This window comes from Paenibacillus thiaminolyticus (assembly GCF_007066085.1).
Taxonomy (GTDB): domain Bacteria; phylum Bacillota; class Bacilli; order Paenibacillales; family Paenibacillaceae; genus Paenibacillus_B; species Paenibacillus_B thiaminolyticus.
In genome coordinates this window covers 5,382,242-5,400,856 of record NZ_CP041405.1, presented here as the reverse complement: position 1 = coordinate 5,400,856, position 18,615 = coordinate 5,382,242, and the positions used below count along the sequence as shown (strand labels likewise).

Genomic DNA, 18,615 nt, shown 5'->3' with positions numbered 1-18,615 from the left:
AATGAATATTTTGACGTTCGAGACCAATGAAGAATTGAACCAGAACGGGGCCAGCATTATTGCCAGCCTCGTGCAGACGAAGCCTCATGCCGTGCTCGGGCTGGCTACGGGAAGCACCCCGATCGGTATCTACCAGGAGCTGATCCGGCTCTGCGGGAAAGGATATGTCAGCTTCAAGCAGGTCACCTCGTACAATCTGGATGAATATGTCGGTCTGCCTTCCGATCATTCGGAGACCTACCGCACGTTCATGAACAAGCAATTATTTGATCACATTGACATTGATCAAGAGAATACGCATGTGCCCGACGGCAACGCGGCCGATCTGGAGGCAGAGAGCAAGCGCTACGACCAAAAGCTCTTCGACGCTTCCATCGACCTCCAGCTGCTGGGCCTGGGCCATAACGGGCATATCGGCTTCAACGAGCCGGACCGCCACCTGCAGAGCGGCACGCATGTCGTCACGCTAAAAGAAGAGACGCGCCAGGCGAACAAGCGCTTTTTCAAATCGATTGACGAAGTGCCTACGCAGGCGATTACGATGGGCGTCGGCTCCATCCTGAAGGCGAAAATGATCATGCTCGTCGTCCGCGGCGCGGATAAGGCGGATATCGTTCACCGCGCGCTGACCGGCCCGATTACGACGGATCTCCCGGCTTCTCTTCTTCAGACTCACCCGAACGTCGTCGTATTACTCGACAAGGAGGCGGCAAAACATTTCCATGAGTAAGTCAACATTTACGGTGAAGCAAGCTAACGTCGTGACGCCGAACGGCATCCTGGCGGATGGCGTCGTCCGCGTGGAGGAAGGGCGCATTGCCTTCATCGGCACATCGGGACAATTGTCGGATAAGGAACGCATATGGCTTGACGAGGCCATCGATGCCGAAGGCGGATATGTGCTGCCCGGCTTCATCGATGTGCACGTCCACGGCGGCTTCGGCGCCGACTTCATGGACGCGACCGCGGAAGCCTATGATACGATCACACGCTTCCATATGGAGCATGGCACGACGGCGATGCTCGCCACGTCTATGACGCAGTCCCGCGAAGCGCTGGACACAGTCGTCGCTGCCGTAGACGCCTATATGAAGCAGGATATGCCTTATGCGCAGCTGACGGGCCTTCACCTCGAAGGACCGTTCGTCAATCCGAAGTACAAAGGAGCGCAGAACGAAGCCTATATGCTTGATCCGCAAATCGAGTGGCTGGAAGCATGGGAGAAGAACCATCCGGGCGTCATGAAGCAGTTGAGCCTCGCTCCGGAGCGGCAGCATGCGATCGAAGCGATTCGCTGGTCGCGGGCTCACGGCATCAATGTGGCGGCCGCCCATACCGACGCGACGTTCGAGCAGGTGACCGAGGCGGTCAATGCCGGCCTGAACCAGGCAGTGCACACCTTCAACGCGATGTCGCCGGTTCATCACCGCAATCCGGGCGTCGCCGGGGCGGTCCTGACCGACGATCGGATTGCGGCTGAGGTCATTGCGGACGGCCATCACGTACATCCCGCATGCATCAAGCTCCTCGCCCGCTCCAAAGCGCCGGGCAAGCTCGTGCTCATCACGGACGCGATGTCCGCGGCGGGCATGCCGAACGGAGCTTACGAGCTGGGCGGCCTTCCAGTTACCGTGCTGGACGGAGTAGCCCGGCTGACGGAAGGCAATTCGCTGGCAGGCAGCACCCTGACGATGATCGGCGCTGTCCGCTTCGTCATCGAGCAGGTAGGCCTGTCCCTCGTGGAAGCGTCCCGTCTGGCCAGCATCAATCCGGCGAAGCAACTCCGCATCGATGACGTGACCGGCAGCATCGAAGTCGGCAAGCAAGCCGATCTTGTCTGGACTGACGGCGATCTGAATATCCGGCAAGTCTGGGTCAAGGGCCGCAGCCATATGCAGCAAGCCTAAACCCTCGTCAAATTCACGCTATTCCAAGGCCTTTGCTCCTGCAGCATGGGCCTTCTCTTTCTGTGCAGTTAGAGGCAAAAAAATTAGCGTCTAACTGCCAGACCCAGTGTGCGGGCAGCCGGCAGACGACGCTGTGATCTATTGAATGCAAGCCATAGCGACTTGCTCATTCAAGAACTTCTGTCCTTGGGTCAGGCGCTGCCGCAGGAGCAGAAGTTTGCAATGGTCAGGGCGATGGGCTTATCATCAGATTTTTAACTCCCCAAGCTTGATCAGTTCGACAACCGCTTGCGACCGACCTTTCACATTTAATTTTTGCATCACGTTGGAGATGTGGTTTCGGACTGTCTTCTCGCTAATGAACAGCAGTTGCGCGATGTCGCGGGTCGTTTTGTCTTGAACAAGCAATTCAAAGACTTCGCGTTCACGGTTCGTCAACAGGAACTTGCTTTTGTGATCGCTACCCTTCAAGTGTCACCCCTCCTTGCCCGGATTTTTGTTATTTAACAAGGTTAAGGGATACAGTCAAAGTTATAGTATGAAGGGCGTTATCACTTGGTGCGGTGCTTCTCAAAAATGGGCCTATCCTCTGCGTTCCCCGTCACTATTGCATAAATTCGGGCAGAATGCTGCACGATAAACCGTATGTAGCGAAAAGGACCGCGCCTGTCTGCCAAGAGCGCAGAACGCGGTACCTTTCCGTTTGTTATCTTACCCCAGGAGCCATTTTGTGCATTCGCTTCGGATGGCTGACGTTCATCTGAGTTGTTTTTCCGGCTTCTTGAGTTGGGAAAATACGATGAACCATGTCTTGAAATTGGCTCGAAAATCCGGTTAACGGATGGCCGGCTGCCGAACTCTTCATGAATTGATTCATCTGTTGGACGAAATCAGGGTTGGCTGACACGTATACTTGATTGCATTGCGGCGCGTCTTTTTTAACAATCTCGGCAATGCGCTTTTTCAAGTCCTCTGACACATCACCGGTTGTGCCAATATTATGTGCATGGGTCTTGGAACGCGCATTCAGATTTCCGGTTCCGCCCTTGCTGCTCAGGCTTTTAGCGCCTGTTCCACGGTGATGGGTAGCCTTTGTTTTCAGGTGATGAGTTCCTGTTGTCTTCAGGTGATGAGTTCCCTTTGCAGTTCCTTTTGTCTTCATATGGCCGTCAGTCGACACAGCCACATACGCATTATTGTTGGTCAACATAACGTTCGCCGATTTGACTCCCTTCATGCGGGCAATTTTATCAGCGATCTTCTTGTTCATGTGCATGTTGGTCATGGAATGAGTACCGGTGCCGTAGCCGTGCAGACGGCTGCTGTCAACTCCATAGCCGGTTATGCCATAGTTATGCGTACCATAACCATGCGTACCATAGCCATGGGTGCCATAACCATGGGTAGATCCGTCAACACCATAGCCTCGGGTGCCGACTCCATCTGCGCCGTAGCCGCGCATTCCGTCTAATCCGTAGCCACGGGTGCCTATTCCGTCCATGCCCAAGCCACGGCCCAAGCCTCGGATACCGTCTACGCCGTAGCCGCGAGTGCCCATGCCGTCAACGCCATAGCCGCGAGTACCGATGCCGTCTACGCCGTAGCCTCGAGTACGGGTACCGTCTACTCCATAGCCGCGAACTCCGTCTACTCCATAACCTCGGGTTCCGTAGCGGGTACCGTGATATTTGTTCGCGTTGGTGTCCAAATTCGGATTCATGCCAAGAGGGTAGATTCCGTCATGGGTTGTGCGGGTACGCATGTTATTTTTGGTGCTTCTCGTCGTGACATTGTCTTTGGTCGTCACGCAGCCCGTCAACCCCATGGACATGACCATTGCCGCTGCCAATGTGAGCAGAACCATCTTTTTACGCATCGCTTTTCCTCCTTGTGTAGATGATTTCAAGTGGATTATCACCACACTTAGCATGCGCCGAGGCCGGGATGTTATGCCGATAGGTTTTACCGCCCTTGCCACTCCTTTCTGTACTATGCAAATTTCCGCAGACAGACAAGATCTCTTCCTTAGCGGCTGCAAATTTCGTTGACAAGGCGGCATCGGAGCATTATTATTTAGTACCAGGTACTAATATCAGCATACCGGAGGGAAACCTATGCCAATAACACGTTTGCATACGAAAGCCCGCATTACCGCTTTTGGCTCATTTGTCCCCGAGCGTCGATTGACCAATAACGAACTGGCCGCGATGGTGGACACGAATGATGAATGGATCGTTACGCGTACTGGAATGAAGGAACGCCGGATCGCGGATCCGGGCGTCTACGCCTCCGATCTGGCGGTGAAGGCGGCCAATGACTTGGCGGAGCGCCACGGAATTGACTTGCGGCAGGTGGATGCGGTATTGGTTGCCACATCCACTCCGGATGCTTTTTTCCCGAATACGGCGGCTCTTGTCCAGGCTCGGCTCGGGATGCATCATGCATTGGCTCTCGATATTTCCAATGCCTGCGCAGGCTTCGTTAGCGGACTTCAGGTAGGGATTGGCTTAATTGAGGCAGGCCTGCATCAGCGCGTCCTCGTGATCGGAACGGAAGTGCTGAGCCAGACCGTAGACTACACCGATCGCAGCACCTGCATATTGTTCGGCGATGGCGCTGGAGCGATGCTGCTCGAGGCGGATGATCGAAGAGACAGCTTTATGGCCTCCTTGTCGGCTACGACGGGGGATACGGAAGCGGTCTTGTACCGTCGCGCCACCGCCGACCGCATTGGAGATGTAGAACTTAGAGAGGATGGGAAATTGGTGCAGAACGGCCGCGTACTATATAAATGGGCGCTGCAGCAAATCCCTATCGGCGTCGGAAAGATCCTGTCCCAGCTTCAACTGCAAGCGGATGCGGTGGACTGGTTCGTTCCGCACAGCGCCAACCTCCGAATGATCGAAGCGATTAGTGAGCGAAGCGGCATTCCCATGGAACGGACCTTAACGAGCGTCACCTATTATGGCAATACATCAGCGGCAAGCATTCCGCTAGCCATCTCCCTCGCCCTGGCCGCAGGGAAGCTGAAGCCTGGCGATACGACATTGCTGTACGGGTTCGGAGGCGGCTTCTCCCAAGCGGCGCTTCTGCTCCGCTGGCCTGAAGTGCAATAAGTTCAATAAGAAGACATGGCTGCCCGTGAACGGCAGCCGTGTCTGATTTTACTTTGGATTGGATTGTCATTCATCCTGTGTGCCGTCATCCTGCCACGTCTGAATCGCTTCATTGAAGGATGACTCATCAACCGGATAAGCCCATGCGCCGCCTTCCGGCGTTATCCACATATGCCCCTCTTTCATGTAGCCGCCATATCGCTTCGTCACCGCTGTCTCTTCCTGCTGTACCTGGTCAATTGTCTCTGGCTGCAGCGTAATCGTCAGCGGCCAATCCTCCTTCGCACCGGATCCGGATATAGCCTGTGCCCGTTCTGGCTCGCGATCAATCATCAGGAAGCGGAAAGCATTGATAAGCGAGACCGCTTTTTCTTGCGTCACTTTGTTGCCGTTCAGGCTCCAATTCTCTGTTTCATCGCCCGAATTTTCCGCTGTTGGCTCCTTTTTCAGATCATAAGTTTGTCCTTCCCATGACCACTTGAATTCCCGAACTTCCTCCAGCGTGAACGTCAACGGTTCCTTCCGGGCAAAGTCAAAGGCAGAGCGCTTCAGGCCCGACAAGTCGGATTCAGACACTTGATAGACTGTCTTCCCGCCATCTGCCCGGGCGTAGACCGTTCCGGGAACCGGGGTATTCTCTCCGACCTCAATCTGGCGGACGTTCCCTCCTTCTTGAATGGAGTACACCGCAACGGGATGATCAAGGCCGTACTTGGCCATATCCGCCGCTTCCTCTTCCACAACGGATTGTCCCGCAACGCCGGTGAACGTCGTGATCCAATCGGATACCGCATAAGAGCTTACCGGATAATCCTCGTTCCCCTCCACCTTCCATTCTTCCTTCACTTTTATTAGCTTCAACTGCTTCCCTTCGGTCTCCAATTCAATGGCATCTACTTGTTCGGCCGCCGCCTTCACGAGGACAGGCACGGCTTCCGCTTCCTTGTCTATATCGATGAAAAAATGATTCGCCGATGCATACCAGTACAGAATGCCGAAGACAATAAGCAGCAGTGCGGCCGGCATCAGCTTCTTCATGACGCATATCTCCTTCTCCACCATAGTCCCGCTCCAATGAGAAGCAGCACGGCCGGAAATCCGATGACGGTCACCCACAAAATCGTTTTTCCTTGAACCGGGCTTAAATACGCAAGCTGGTAGGCATCCTTCTCGCGCGGCCGGATCGTTACCTGATCCTGATTCTCCCCCAGCCAGTGGATGCTGTTCAACGCGAAGTCGCGATTGCCTTGCGTATAAATATAAGCATCCGCCATATAGCTGGAGCCGCCGATTATGACAGCTTTCGGTTGCCCGTCCTTCGACTCGACGACCGATCCGAGTGTCAATGGACCTGCAATATCCTTATCATCCTGTTCGCTGCCTTCTTGAACCAGGCGCGGAATATCCGTCTCTCCGTACGCTTGTTCCGTCGTATGCAATATTTCTTGCACTTCATACGTATCGTTCTCGCTAAGCTTCAGCGGAATGCTTAACGACAAGGTCATCATCATCCGGTATTGGATAAGCTTCTCTGTCATCTGATGCTCGTTATAATCCGGCATAATCGTGAACGGATCATACAGCAATCCTTCCGATGGCTCGACGGCGACCGAGTTCGTGCTTTCGACGCCGAGCGACTTGAGCAGACCATCGATATTCGTCCACTCCGTGGCCATCTTTTCATTGAACCCGAGCGCAATGTACAGCTTTCCATTGCCCTCCACATACTTCTGCAGCAGTTCTGCTTCCTTGTCGCTCAAATCCTGCTTGATCCCAATTATCATAATGAGATTGGCATCCTCTGGAATGCTGCCCTTCTGCAGCAGGTTCAGATCCTCGAGCTCCACATTGTCCTCCTCCAAGCTTGTCCGGAGCACATTCATTTGCGCCAGCGGCAATTCCTGATGACCGCTAAGAACGTAAGCCTTTGACTTTTTGTCTGAAGCCAGGCTTCGCAGCGCCTGTGTCATTTTTTCCTCGCCGCTGAACTGATACGAATATCCATCCCCGGCTTGGAACATTTCAAATAAGCCAACCGTTTTCCGCTGGGTTCCCTGTTCGAATACAATCGAACTTGCCGTCAGCTTGTACTGCTCCGCAAGCGAAGGCTCCTTCAGCAGATCATACCGCTTGAATGAAATATTCCGGTTGCGCTTCGCATATTCCTCCGCCATGTCGGCGACCTCGCGAACAAGCACCTCATCATCGTTCGGGGTCGTGAACAGCTTAATGGCGATCGGATTCTCGATGGAAGCGAGCGCCGATAACGTCTGCTCCGACAACGTAAAGGATTTATTCTTCGTCACGTCCCACTGCCATCCCGAGAAGGATTGAAATATATAAGTCATCAGCACGAAAATACCTACTACTGCGGCCGAGATCATTGCCGCATTGCCACGACGCAGCCATGTTTTCATCTTCATGTTACCTCCACCGCTTTCTGTCCAGCACTTGAATACTCAGCACGATAAACACGGCGGAAAGCGTTACAAAAAAGAGTACGTCCGCCCCGCTAATCACACCCTTCATAAATGACTCCAGACGAAGATTCATGGCAAATGGCGCAATCCAGCTTCCCCATTCCGGAGAGGTGGATGCGGGCATATCGAGCAGCCAGAAGGCAAGCAGCATGACCACGCCCGCGATTGCCGCCACCATCTGGTGCTGCGACAGACTGGACGCGAACAAGCCGACGGCGGCCATCGTTGCGCTTAACAGCAGCATCCCGAGTACCGAAGTAAGCAGAACCGGCCAATCCAGCGGGCCGAAGAACGACATGATAAGCGGGTACAGCAGACTGAGACCAACCAGCAGCACCATCACGACAAGCGCCGCCGCATATTTGCCGATCACGATGTGGCTCAGCCGGGCCGGTGAGGTCAACAGCAGCTCATCCGTGCCTTGGTGGAACTCGTCCGCCAGCAGCCGCATCGTCAACATGGGAATGACGAAGACATACATGAACACCGCATTGCCCGAGACGAGCCGGAAATCAATGATACTGGGCTGGAACATCACGAAATTCAAATAAAACATCATGCTCGAAATAAGCATATAGACAGCAAACGCCACATAAGAAGCCGGCGAGGTGAAATAAGCTTGCAGCTCCTTGCGAAAGATCGCCCGAAATCTACGCATCTTGCACCTCCTCCTCGGTCGTAAGCCGAATAAACACGTCCTCGAGACTGGTCGTATCCCGCTTCATCTCGAGAATCGGGTGACCCGCCTTCGCAAGTGCGAAAAAAATAGACTCCCTCGCATCTGTCTGTTCTGCCGGAATGACGCGAAGCGCAACAATCGGAGTGCCGGAATCCGGCTGCGACGCTCCGGTCTGCTCTTCCCCGGCTCCTATTCCGGCGCCCGCCTCATTCGCGCCCGCATGTTCCGCCGCGATGCCGGATTCTGCCGCCGCCTCCGCAGCTGAACTGCCGGAGCGTACGCTGGCACGGGATTCAGTCTCTTCATCCCCAGTCTCTCTCTTCTGCTCCGTCCCGTTCCCGGGTACCGGCTCGGCGGCCTCAGCCAGGACATCAACAGACACTACCTCGGGAAGGGCTGTTAAAATAGGGATGATCTCGGACTCCTGTCCTTTCACTTCCAGCTGCAGCGAGGAGGTCTGCCCCATCACTAACCCAAGGCGATCCTGCCGTTCATCCAGCACAAGACGGCCTTGATGGATGATGAGGACCCGATTGCACAACGTATTCACCTCAGGCAAAATATGAGTGCTGAGCAGAACGGTATGCTGCTCTCCCAATTCGCGTATCAGCTCGCGTATCTCAATAATCTGGTTCGGGTCAAGCCCGGACGTAGGCTCGTCCAGCACAAGCAGATCGGGCTTATGCATAATGGCTTGCGCCAAGCCCAGCCGCTGCTTGTACCCTTTGGACAGACTGCGAATCATCTGCTTTTCTCTTCCGCGCAGCCCCAGCTTGTCCAGCATTTCCGCGATGCGCTGCTTCTGCTCCCGTACAGGGACTCCCCGCAGATCGGCGATAAACGATAAATACGCCTTCACCGACATGTCAGGATAGAGGGGCGGCGTCTCGGGCAAGTACCCGATCTTGCTTCTTGCCTGGGCGCCGTCCTCCGCCATCGTCAAGCCCCCAATCGAGATGCTGCCGCGAGTCGGGTTCAAGTACCCGGTAATCATGCGCATCGTCGTTGTCTTACCTGCCCCGTTGGGCCCCAGGAAGCCGACTATCTCGCCCTGCTCGATGGCGAATTGAAGATCCTCCACGCCCCGGCGATCGTCATACCATTTGCTGACGTTGTTCACTTCTAACATCGTAGACCTCCCGTTTCATTTGCGATAACGGTCGCACCGCCTGCCGGCGGCGCGCCGCAGTCTATCTCCCGATCATAAGCCGCAATACCTAAAGCAAGATTAAACGGAAATGAAACGAAACTTAAAAAAATATGTCTATTTTGTGAACGGTTATCGCTTTTTTCGAAGACGCTTGCCTCGGTGCATCCGGGAGCGATGGACCCCCTTCCCCTTCCGCCTGCGGGCTCGCAACGCCCGCGGCCAATGGCGCCTGCGGCGGTGAAATCGCCCGCCCCGCCTCACTCTCCGCCCGCCGTGCAGTTGCGGGTGGCGGAACAAGGGCAGCCGCAGTTGGTCGTCCGGTGAACCTGCGGGAGATATAACGCCGTACAGGATGTCGGCGGGAATCCGGCGTGCCTGGGGCAGCAGTGATGCATATTCCGGCATGCCGGGAGTAACGCAGCGGTAAGTGCCGCTATCCGATTCGGCGACGAACACATCGGGAGCATCCCCTTGGATGACTTGGTATTTGTGCCGATGGTGAAGGACCTGACTAATAAGCAGCTTCTTCAGCCGATCACGGAACACGGCATGGCCAAATACCCGAATGGCGTTCTTCCCGTTGCGAATGCCCGCCCTTTTCCATACAGAAGGGCTGCGGGTTGCATCAACAACGGCCTGTGTCAGTTGTGCCTCGTTCCCGGTCTCTATCGAGTACATGGAGTTCCCCGTCGCCGCTAATATTTCCGCTAATCCGCCTGACGCGTAAGCAATGACCGCCTTGCCGAATATCATTCCTTCCAGCGCCGTTAACCCGAAGCCCTCCGGCAGCAAGCTGGGCACCACGACAATATCCATCGCAGGATACACATGCTGCACCGACGCCTCGAAGCGAATGAACCAGAACCGATCGGCGTAAGGAGAATTCGCAATTATCTCGAGACAGGCATCGTAGTAACCGTGATCCGTCGGCTCTCCGAGGATGACGAAGCGGGCGAACGGCCTCTGAACCGCCACTCGAAGCGCCATTCGGATAAAATGGTCCAGCCCTTTTTCGGGATAGAGGGCAGCCGCTATATATCCGATCAGCACATGTCCCGCCGCTATCCCCAATTCTTTTCTCTTGCTGCGGCGGAAGCGGGGCCAAGAGCGGGGCTGAAGCGCGTTCGGGTGCCAAGATGGAGGCAGCAGATAGAGAGGGGTGCCCCCCGCCGCAGGGCGGATCGGTTGAAGCGTCGTCTCCGATGTGCCGATAATGCCATCGGCATGCGAGCTGATAAGCTCCGCGGCGAGAGAGGTGTGCGGAGTAGCGGCGATGGTCTCATTGATGACCCACAGGGCTGGAATTCCCAGCGATTCGGCTGCGGCGGCCGGAAGCTGGTGGATCGCCGTATTCGTCAAGACGATGTCGGGCTGCATATACTTCAGCAGGTCGACGATGGCCTCGAATTCGGGAGTCCCCTTCCAACGCTCCCACTCCTCCAGGAGATTGGCGTCCGGCCGGATGAGAGAGTACATCAGCGGGCAGGGCATAATCTCGCTTTGAATGCCGGCTTCCCGAGCCAGACCCGATAATCGACCTTCCTGCGGCACGATGATAATGCATTCATACCAGGTCCTTAACTCGTGAGCGAGAAAAAGAAGATGTTTCTCCGCCCCGGTAGTAAAATTTTGGTTGCACATATGCGAAAATAACATCATAGTCGGTTTCATTTTCGTGGCCCGTTCCTCGTAAGAGATACGGAAGCCTTCACCTCCAGAAGCAATGGATTGGCATAGGATGCCCGCCGTCCTGCCATCGTGCCGTTCTACCCGAATATGGTAGCCAGCACCTGGTTCAAGCGATGCGCATACGTATGTTCGCGCATCGTCCGGGCCAAAGCGCGGAGCGCGATCTCCCGCCGTTCTTGTTCATGGCTTAAATAGTAGTCAATCTTCGCCAGCATCTCTTCCGGGGAAGAATAGGTCTCTATTTCCGCGCCGGGGGTATAGAATTGGGAGATATCCGATCGCACGTCCGTCAGCTGCAGCGTTCCGCAGGCACAGATTTCGAAAGTTCGCGGGTTCGGGGAATGGGTCGGAATATTGATCCGGTTCTGGTTGCTCGACTCGTCGTCGTAACCGCGGTGCAAATTAATGACAATCTTGCTCCCGTTGTACACCTCCGACGTCTCGTACGGGTCCATCCAGCGGTTCAATTCGATCTGATGGGCGTATTGAGGATATTGAGAGAGCCGTTCCCACCATAAGCCGGTCAGGACCAAGCCTCGCTTCATCAGTTCGGGCAGAATCGGCTCTATCATCCGGATCCGGTTCCAATAGGCGGATCCGATGAAGCTGATTCCCCTTCGCACCTTAGCGGGGCTGCGAAGAGGCCGGAAATGGCCATGATAGACGCCAAACGGCAAAAAGTGCACGTTCGCCCCAAGCGAACGGTAATACTCGACGCTGTTCGCTTCGAGAGTGAAAACATAGTCATAATGCGTCACTATGGAGCTCATCATATCGGTGTAATAGGGATCATCCGTAATCCATAGGGCGGTTCGGATCCCAAGCGCCCTGACGGCATCGACTTGCTCCACCGGAAGATCCATTCCGTCTAGGGCAAAAACCAAATCGGGCCGCTGTTGGTCCGCCACGGCGGCAACGCCTTCCCCCGGCCCGCATACCGACACTTGGCTGACCAGTTCCTTCCATGTGTTGCGCATGCCTTCATCCAGCGGGGCATAAGGATACCCTTTGCCGGTTGTCACATAGCAGACATGGAGCGGCCGCATCGGTATAGGCTCCCTCGGCGTCTTCATAATGACATCCGCCCGTCCGCGCACATAGCCTTCCTGGAATCCATCATTGAACCCTGCGACGCGTCCTTGATGACGGGCGTTGTATCGTAATTGCTGATTCATATGAATTCGGGCTTGCTGCCTGCGTGAGCGTAATGTACGCATGCGATCGCTCCTTTTTACATTCATCATTTCTAATTGACATGCTGCGGCAGATGCCGCCTCGCAAATGCTGCATCGGTAGTCTAACATCTATTCATCATATGCCGCTCCGTCAGGTGCATCATGGACGGTTATCCATCCATGGTCAAAAAGGGCTTCCGAACAAATAAAAACAGCCAGCGGCCGCCGATTGCGGCAAGCATCTGACTGTTCATAGGCCTATCCGGTATGTTCGGAATATTTCAACTGGTGGCCGTCCTCGAAGCCTTTGGCAAAGCCGGCATTGTACCCTGCTTGATAAGATCCGTCATAGCCCTTCTTATGGGATTGAGAAGAACCTCTCCTCCCCCGGCGGACGATTCGCAGCCCCTTTCTCCGCAGGTTGTGGGAGCGGCCGGATAGACGCCGGCGAGCTCCTTTGGGCGCGCGAACGGGGCCGCTGCGTACGGTGTTGCGCCCCAGTCTTCGTGTGTGTGAACGCTTTTCCAATAGATTCTCCCTCCTGTACTCCTCGGGTCAAGTACGGCTCTGTCGAAATAGGCTGGATTGAACCAGGGCGTTCAGGAGTCCCGGTTGTCTTGTGACGGGAATGCCAGCCGGTGATCATGCCGCATAGCTCCAGCTAGTAGTTCGACAGCAGCCGGATATCCTCTTTAATTCCTTTGACGGAGCCTTCCGCATGCTCGGTAAAGCGATCTCCGTCAAATGATTGAGCATCCAATTTCGCGTTTTTTCTGCTTCCATCGCTTTGGCTTCCAAAATCATGGCGGCATTCCACTGCATCTTGGCTATCGCATCCAGTATAAGATGATAGGAGTGCTCCCTCGGATCGCGCACAGGTGATAGCTCCACTTCCTTGTCTTAACATATGCGGGCCACAGGCAAGTGTGTACGGGCCATCCGCCCAAAACTGCCCACAACCGCCGCCTTTCCTGAAGCCCAGCCTCATCGGCAGTCAAAGCTTACAAGTGAAAGGAGGTAATAACCGGCGCTGGAATGATCGGAGGCCCCTCTTTCAATTCGTCTCTCTCTTTATCCGTTCGCGGCTGCACCCGGTTCTCCAACTGCCATCTGCGGAGGGCATGCTCGCTAATAATTTCGCGGTACTTCTCTCCTTGACGCTGGTACCATTTTCCCGCATCGGTCGTGAAGACGGCCCCATCTGCGATATCCCCATTCGGTTCGGATTGGCGCTGCCATTTGTCACGGGCAACCCCTGCATCCATGACCGGTCCTGTCGGCCAGCCCCGCAGATCGATTTGCGAGACGGTTACGATCGGGACACCGATATGGCCGGCAAGCGGATATTTCGTGCCGTGCTCAACCCAATAGACCGTATCGGTCAATCCGGTGACCGCAACATGCGTCGGGTAGAAATCATGGCATCGGGTAAGTCCCGAACCACCGTTCGCTTCCCTCGCGCGCTGCACCAAGTTGAATGAATTTCCCCATTTGTCACGGAAAAATGCCGCGTTTTTGTCATTGATACTCTCAATCTGGTCCCCGAGCTCCCTAATCGTTACGCTGCCGTAATGATGGATGAACGTATCCCGCGCAATCACGAGCTTGCGTCCGTTCAGGCGAACACGAAGCACATAATCTTCATCTTCGAAATTGCCGATCTCGAAGCCTTCGTCGAGATAGCCGGTCGCCTCGAACAGTTCCCGGCGGAATATGAGGCAAAACCCGACGATCCGATCCGTTCCTTGCCATTTTCCCGCATTCGGCACATTATGTGTCGCTGCGAACGAATACATATCCTCAATGCTTTGATAAGGAACTTCAATCAGTTGTTCTCCACTGATGAAATTCGTCACCGGCCCGACCATTCCGATTTTGTCATCGCTCTGGAGGCAGTCAAGAAGATTGTTGAGCCAGTTCGGAGTTACGAGAATATCGTTGTTCAGAATACAGATCGTCTGTCCCTTCGCCATCATCAGCCCCGTATTAACCGCTCCAGCGAAGCCGCGGTTATGCTCATGGATATGGAAGCGAAGCTTCCCGGTATTCCGGTGAAGATAGGCAGCGGTGCCATCTGTCGAGGCGTTGTCGACGACGATGATTTCATGGGGGATCGATGTATGGTCCTCGATGCTGGCAATACACTGCTCTAACAGGTCGGCCTTGTTATACGTCGGGATGATGATGCTCGTGCCGTCGAAGGGAACTCCGTATTGGGCCTGCCCGACACGTAACCCTTCCGCATAGCCGCGGGCATATCCTCGATCGTATCGTTGTTGTCTGCTCCGTCCGGATGCAGCCCGCATGGAAGATGCGGGGACGCGCCGCTTGCCTGCGTGTACACGGCGAATGTCACGGCGGGAACGCACTGGTGGCATCTCGGCGCACCTCCTTCATTTGAAGTAAGAAATTTGAATATTGCCTTCTACTATGAGATTCGCCAAATGTCCAAAATCAATGGCGGCCTTGCAGAACTGTTCGGCAAGGCGCTGAACCAGAATGACGGCAGGAATGCCTGCAGCGACAACAGCCAAATCAAACACTATCTTCCTTCCAAATACGCTCCGGACAGGACACGTTCCCACCACGGGCGGTTGTTCACATACCAAGATATTGTCTGCTTCATCCCTTCGGCCAAGCTTACGCTCGGAGTCCAGCCGAGCTCGCATTCGGTCTTGGCAGGATCAATCGCATAACGCCGATCATGACCTGGGCGATCGGAGACGAAGGCAATCAGCGACTCTGGCTTCCCCAGCTCGTTCAGCACCATTCGGACAACCTCCAGATTCGTGCGCTCCTGGTGGCCGCCGATATTATAGACCTCGCCCGGCTGCCCATGCCGCAGCGCTGCGTCAATGGCTGCGCAATGATCGTTGACGAAGAGCCAGTCACGCACATGGGAGCCGTCCCCATACACGGGAATCGGCTGATCCCGGATCGCTTGCGTAATAATGGTAGGGATAAGCTTCTCCGGAAATTGGCGCGGACCGTAATTGTTCGAGCAGCGGGTAATAATGACTGGCATGCCGTACGTGCGGGCATAGGAGCGTGCCAGCATATCCGATCCGGCCTTGCTGGCGGAATAGGGGCTGTTCGGCATGAGCGGGGATTCTTCGGTAAAAAATCCGGTCGCTCCTAGCGATCCGTACACTTCGTCGGTCGACACGTGAATAAAGCGGGGAATGCTGTGGCGGCGTGCCGATTCCAGCAATCGGAACGTGCCGAGCACATTCGTGCGGATGAATGACTCCGGATCGGCAATGCTGCGATCAACATGGGATTCGGCGGCAAAGTGCACGATCGCATCGAATGCGCCCTCCGCCATAACCTGTTCCACAGCCGCCGCATCCGTAATATCGGCCCGTACGAATCTATAGGCTTCGCTATCAGCAATATGCTGCAAATTATCCGGATTGCCTGCATAAGTGAGCACATCCAGATTCGTAATGTGCACTTCCGGGCGACGGGCCAGCATGTAGAGAATGAAATTACTGCCGATGAACCCCATGCCTCCGGTTACGAGAAGCCGGTTCATAACTCGACCTCCTTCAACTCTTGAGCCGCTTCATGCAGCGACTCGAACGTGCCCGCATCTGTCCACCATGATCGAAGCACATCATAGTGCAGCTTGCCTGCGGCCGCGTACCGGTTGTTGACATCCGTAATCTCCAATTCCCCGCGCTCGGATGGTGCAACCGCCTCAATATGCTGAAAGACATCGGTATCATACATATAAATGCCCGTGACGCAATACGATGATGGCGGATGCTCCGGCTTCTCTTCAATGCGGACGATCCGCTTCGGATTGGCGCTGTCGAAGACCGGCACTCCGTATCGCTCCGGGTCGGACACTTCCCGCAGCAGAACGCGTGCCTCGCCAGGCCTCTGATCGCCGAATGCCGCTGCATATGGAGCCAGATCGTCGCGGAACAAATTATCGCCGAGCAGTACGATGAATTTCTCTCCTGGAGCAATATACGGCTTCGCCAGCGAGAGTGCTTGGGCGATGCCCCCCGCTTCCTCCTGGATGGCAAAGGTCAGTTGAACGCCACAAGACTGCCCGCTCCCGTAATACTCTGTAAACAAGGATGCGGACATTTTTCCGATAACCATAATAATTTCCGTAATACCCGCCGCACGCAGACGCTCAATGCCGTAGCTGACCATCGGATGCCTGCCAACAGGGAGCAGATGCTTATTCATAAGCTTCGTCAATGGATATAGACGGGTGCCTGTACCTCCCGCCAAAATAATTCCTTTCATTCGATTCCCTCCTTAGAGTAAGTTGGGAAAGCCCAACTCTGTGAACGGTACGGAGCTTACACGAATAATGCGCACCTGCCGGGCGGAGGATTCAATTCATCCCCGGTTCCTCCTCTCGGCAATCTGATCGCGTTGGTGCTTCTCGCTGAAGAATGACGCATTTTCCTCCCATAAGGAGTGAAATGCCTCCACATGATCCCCGATGATAAGCTCGGCCACCGGATTCAATGCGCCTACATTCGTGCGGCGTATCCGATTCCTTCCGATAACGTCGACCGCATGCACCGCTTCCGTGCGTAAGCCCCGTACCAAGGCAAGCGTCTGGAATTTGGGAGGAACGATTAAATTTTGCACACCTACGGTATCGAGCGCGCGGCGAGTAATGGCATGAGGGACAGCGGTCAGCGAATTGGCATGCAAGTCGGCGCGGCCCAGACTACGGTTCAGCCACTCTTTGCAGTGCGTAATTCCATCCCGCTTGACGAAGGGTCCCAGGAACGGACTGATGTCGTTAAGAGCCACATCGACGCCATTGTCGCATGCCCATATAAAAGCGCCGAGCTCTTCCGCAGCAACCGGGATATCGGCATCCGCGAATAACAGAATCTCCGCTTGAGACAGACTCGCCCCGATAGCGCGGCCAACGTCATGGCCAAGCGCTTCCGGATAGTGAACGATGCTGGCGTCCTCCGAAGCTTCCAGCACCGCCTGCAAGCTGCCGTCTGAGGATCCGTTCACCACGACGATGGTGCGCGACAACGGCAGGCGCCCGAGTTCCTTCAACACTCCTGCGATGCTGTCTTCTTCATTTTGGGCGCACACGATTGCATCGATCGGCCTAGGGGTCGGAATTAGTACGGCTTCCCTCCCGTTCTGGTACCTTCCTATCGTAAATCCGGCTCTGTATGCTTTCGCCAACTCGCTGACTTCCGAGTAGGATAAGGGTTCCAGCCGGTATGGCGCGAGGAACTCGGTGAACCGGCTTTGCATGAAGCGGACAATGTCCTTGCATGTATCCTGCCCGCCTAATGCGGCATATTCGTTCCCGTGCCGCCTTCCCGCATCCCGCGCTGCATGGCGCCACGCTCCGCTTACCTGCGGCACAGGTAGCTGATGTTTCCAATGCAGAAGCTGCTTATGTCCGCTTTGCCGGTGCCGGCTTCGCCTGATCATACGGCTAGCCAGCATGCGCCGGTAGCCCTTTCTTCGTCCCCCGCGCGATTGGCGTCGGCGCGGTGAACGGCCCAGCCCCCGGATAATCTTCCATGTTCTGCGGAAGAATCGCTTCCTTTTCATGGCATCATGTCACCCGCTCCCGTTGTCTGGTCAAATCCGAATGGCCACCGCGAGGGCCCCGCTGTTCCATCAACCAGCGAATCGCCTGCATGTGATCTTGCCATATCAGCGGCTCCAGCGGATCCTGCCCCATCCCCCGTACACGTATCCGATTTATGCGGCCGACGTCAATCGTATGCACTCCCCGGATATTCAGCCCGTATACGATGGCCATCGTATGCGCAAGCGGCGGGACAGATAGCGCGTCGACACCGATCAGTTCAAGCGCCCGACGACTTAACGCATGCGGAACGGCAGTCATGGAAGCTCCCCCCAGATCCTGCCTGGACAGCATGGCGTTCAAGGCATGCTTTGCCAATACAACTCCATGTACAGTATGCTTCCGGACGGGTCCCTGATAATTATTGAGAGCGACATCGACGCCATTGTTCACCGCATGGACGAACGGGCGCAATTCCGATGCTTGCAGCACGATATCTCCGTCGATGAACAGCAGAATTCGTCCTGCCGCAGCTTCGGCTCCAATGGATCTTCCCTTATCGTGGCCAAGCGGGATCGCATAACGAAGAACCCGGGCTCCCATCTCTTCTGCGATGCGGTCCGAACCGTCCGTCGTGCCGTTCGCTACGACGATGACCTCTGAGGCGGGATGCACCTGTGCCGCCCGCTCAATGACACGGGCCAGTGTTCGCCGTTCATTCAAAACCGGGATGATGACCGATACAAAGGGATCGGAAGAACTATGGATTCGATGTCGCCGTACACGCCGGCGGGTACGCGTTCGCGCAGAACGAAATCTTTTGGAATGAGCCATTGCACGTATCCCTCCCGGGCAAATTGCACATGTATTTACATCCCAT

At 55.3% G+C, this 18,615-nt stretch carries 19 protein-coding genes; 3 read left to right on the top strand and 16 right to left on the bottom strand.

The features are described from left to right. The first annotated feature begins 1 nt into the window (after window position 1). Both nagB and nagA read left to right on the top strand, forming a co-directional pair. Entirely contained in the window at window positions 2-730 is a 729-nt protein-coding gene (gene nagB, locus FLT43_RS23930) for a glucosamine-6-phosphate deaminase (protein WP_087441180.1), read from the top strand. Continuing rightward, a complete protein-coding gene (gene nagA / locus FLT43_RS23925; RefSeq protein WP_087441181.1) occupies window positions 723-1,907 on the top strand; it encodes an N-acetylglucosamine-6-phosphate deacetylase in 1,185 nt (394 codons plus the stop codon). Before nagB ends, nagA begins: the two co-directional genes overlap by 8 nt. Window positions 1,908-2,153: 246 nt before the next feature. Here nagA and FLT43_RS23920 read toward each other — a convergent pair whose 3' ends face one another. Both FLT43_RS23920 and FLT43_RS23915 read right to left on the bottom strand, forming a co-directional pair. Further along, window positions 2,154-2,378, bottom strand: coding sequence for a helix-turn-helix domain-containing protein (locus tag FLT43_RS23920; RefSeq protein ID WP_006288225.1), 225 nt, complete (start codon window positions 2,376-2,378; stop codon window positions 2,154-2,156). Window positions 2,379-2,613: 235 nt separating this feature from the next. Continuing rightward, entirely contained in the window at window positions 2,614-3,783 is a 1,170-nt protein-coding gene (locus FLT43_RS23915; protein WP_164776616.1) for a YhcN/YlaJ family sporulation lipoprotein, read from the bottom strand. A gap of 238 nt (window positions 3,784-4,021) precedes the next feature. Here FLT43_RS23915 and FLT43_RS23910 point away from each other — a divergent pair, with 238 nt between their 5' ends. Beyond that, on the top strand, window positions 4,022-5,023 hold the full coding sequence (locus FLT43_RS23910; RefSeq protein WP_087441183.1) for a ketoacyl-ACP synthase III: 1,002 nt from the start codon (window positions 4,022-4,024) through the stop codon (window positions 5,021-5,023). 66 nt (window positions 5,024-5,089) lie between these two features. On the opposite strand, the gene FLT43_RS23905 is transcribed toward FLT43_RS23910, so the two are convergent. The 14 genes from FLT43_RS23905 to FLT43_RS23840 form a co-directional block, all read right to left on the bottom strand. After that, window positions 5,090-6,061: a DUF4340 domain-containing protein gene (locus FLT43_RS23905; RefSeq protein WP_087441184.1), complete on the bottom strand. Its 972-nt coding sequence runs from the start codon at window positions 6,059-6,061 to the stop codon at window positions 5,090-5,092. Further along, window positions 6,058-7,440 carry a GldG family protein gene (locus tag FLT43_RS23900; protein ID WP_087441202.1) on the bottom strand — a complete coding sequence of 461 codons (1,383 nt, stop codon included), beginning with the start codon at window positions 7,438-7,440 and terminating at the stop codon, window positions 6,058-6,060. Before FLT43_RS23900 ends, FLT43_RS23905 begins: the two co-directional genes overlap by 4 nt. A 7-nt stretch (window positions 7,441-7,447) precedes the next feature. Next, the gene (locus FLT43_RS23895; RefSeq protein WP_087441185.1) at window positions 7,448-8,161 is read right to left on the bottom strand and encodes an ABC-2 transporter permease; all 714 of its coding nucleotides are present in this window, start codon (window positions 8,159-8,161) and stop codon (window positions 7,448-7,450) included. Continuing rightward, a complete protein-coding gene (locus FLT43_RS23890) occupies window positions 8,154-9,311 on the bottom strand; it encodes an ABC transporter ATP-binding protein (RefSeq protein WP_087441186.1) in 1,158 nt (385 codons plus the stop codon). Before FLT43_RS23890 ends, FLT43_RS23895 begins: the two co-directional genes overlap by 8 nt. A gap of 150 nt (window positions 9,312-9,461) precedes the next feature. Beyond that, a complete protein-coding gene (locus FLT43_RS23885) occupies window positions 9,462-11,003 on the bottom strand; it encodes a glycosyltransferase family 4 protein (protein ID WP_244194078.1) in 1,542 nt (513 codons plus the stop codon). Between the two features lie 95 nt (window positions 11,004-11,098). After that, window positions 11,099-12,238 (bottom strand): CgeB family protein, encoded by a 1,140-nt coding sequence (locus FLT43_RS23880; protein WP_164776617.1) that lies wholly within the window; start codon window positions 12,236-12,238, stop codon window positions 11,099-11,101. A gap of 216 nt (window positions 12,239-12,454) precedes the next feature. Further along, entirely contained in the window at window positions 12,455-12,724 is a 270-nt protein-coding gene (locus FLT43_RS23875) for a hypothetical protein (RefSeq protein ID WP_244194079.1), read from the bottom strand. Window positions 12,725-12,838: 114 nt separating this feature from the next. Continuing rightward, window positions 12,839-13,000: a hypothetical protein gene (locus FLT43_RS31010; protein WP_479691903.1), complete on the bottom strand. Its 162-nt coding sequence runs from the start codon at window positions 12,998-13,000 to the stop codon at window positions 12,839-12,841. Window positions 13,001-13,197: 197 nt separating this feature from the next. Beyond that, window positions 13,198-14,574 (bottom strand): glycosyltransferase family 2 protein, encoded by a 1,377-nt coding sequence (locus FLT43_RS23865; RefSeq protein ID WP_087441187.1) that lies wholly within the window; start codon window positions 14,572-14,574, stop codon window positions 13,198-13,200. Window positions 14,575-14,589: 15 nt separating this feature from the next. Next, the gene (locus FLT43_RS23860; protein ID WP_244194080.1) at window positions 14,590-14,739 is read right to left on the bottom strand and encodes a GT-D fold domain-containing protein; all 150 of its coding nucleotides are present in this window, start codon (window positions 14,737-14,739) and stop codon (window positions 14,590-14,592) included. Next, a complete protein-coding gene (gene rfbB, locus FLT43_RS23855) occupies window positions 14,739-15,731 on the bottom strand; it encodes a dTDP-glucose 4,6-dehydratase (RefSeq protein ID WP_087441188.1) in 993 nt (330 codons plus the stop codon). Before rfbB ends, FLT43_RS23860 begins: the two co-directional genes overlap by 1 nt. Continuing rightward, complete coding sequence (locus FLT43_RS23850) at window positions 15,728-16,459, bottom strand: sugar phosphate nucleotidyltransferase (RefSeq protein ID WP_087441189.1); 732 nt, start codon at window positions 16,457-16,459, stop codon at window positions 15,728-15,730. Before FLT43_RS23850 ends, rfbB begins: the two co-directional genes overlap by 4 nt. Before the next feature lie 96 nt (window positions 16,460-16,555). Beyond that, window positions 16,556-17,755 (bottom strand): glycosyltransferase family 2 protein, encoded by a 1,200-nt coding sequence (locus FLT43_RS23845; protein ID WP_244194081.1) that lies wholly within the window; start codon window positions 17,753-17,755, stop codon window positions 16,556-16,558. Between the two features lie 4 nt (window positions 17,756-17,759). After that, complete coding sequence (locus FLT43_RS23840; RefSeq protein WP_087441190.1) at window positions 17,760-18,569, bottom strand: glycosyltransferase family 2 protein; 810 nt, start codon at window positions 18,567-18,569, stop codon at window positions 17,760-17,762. Window positions 18,570-18,615: the final 46 nt, after the last annotated feature.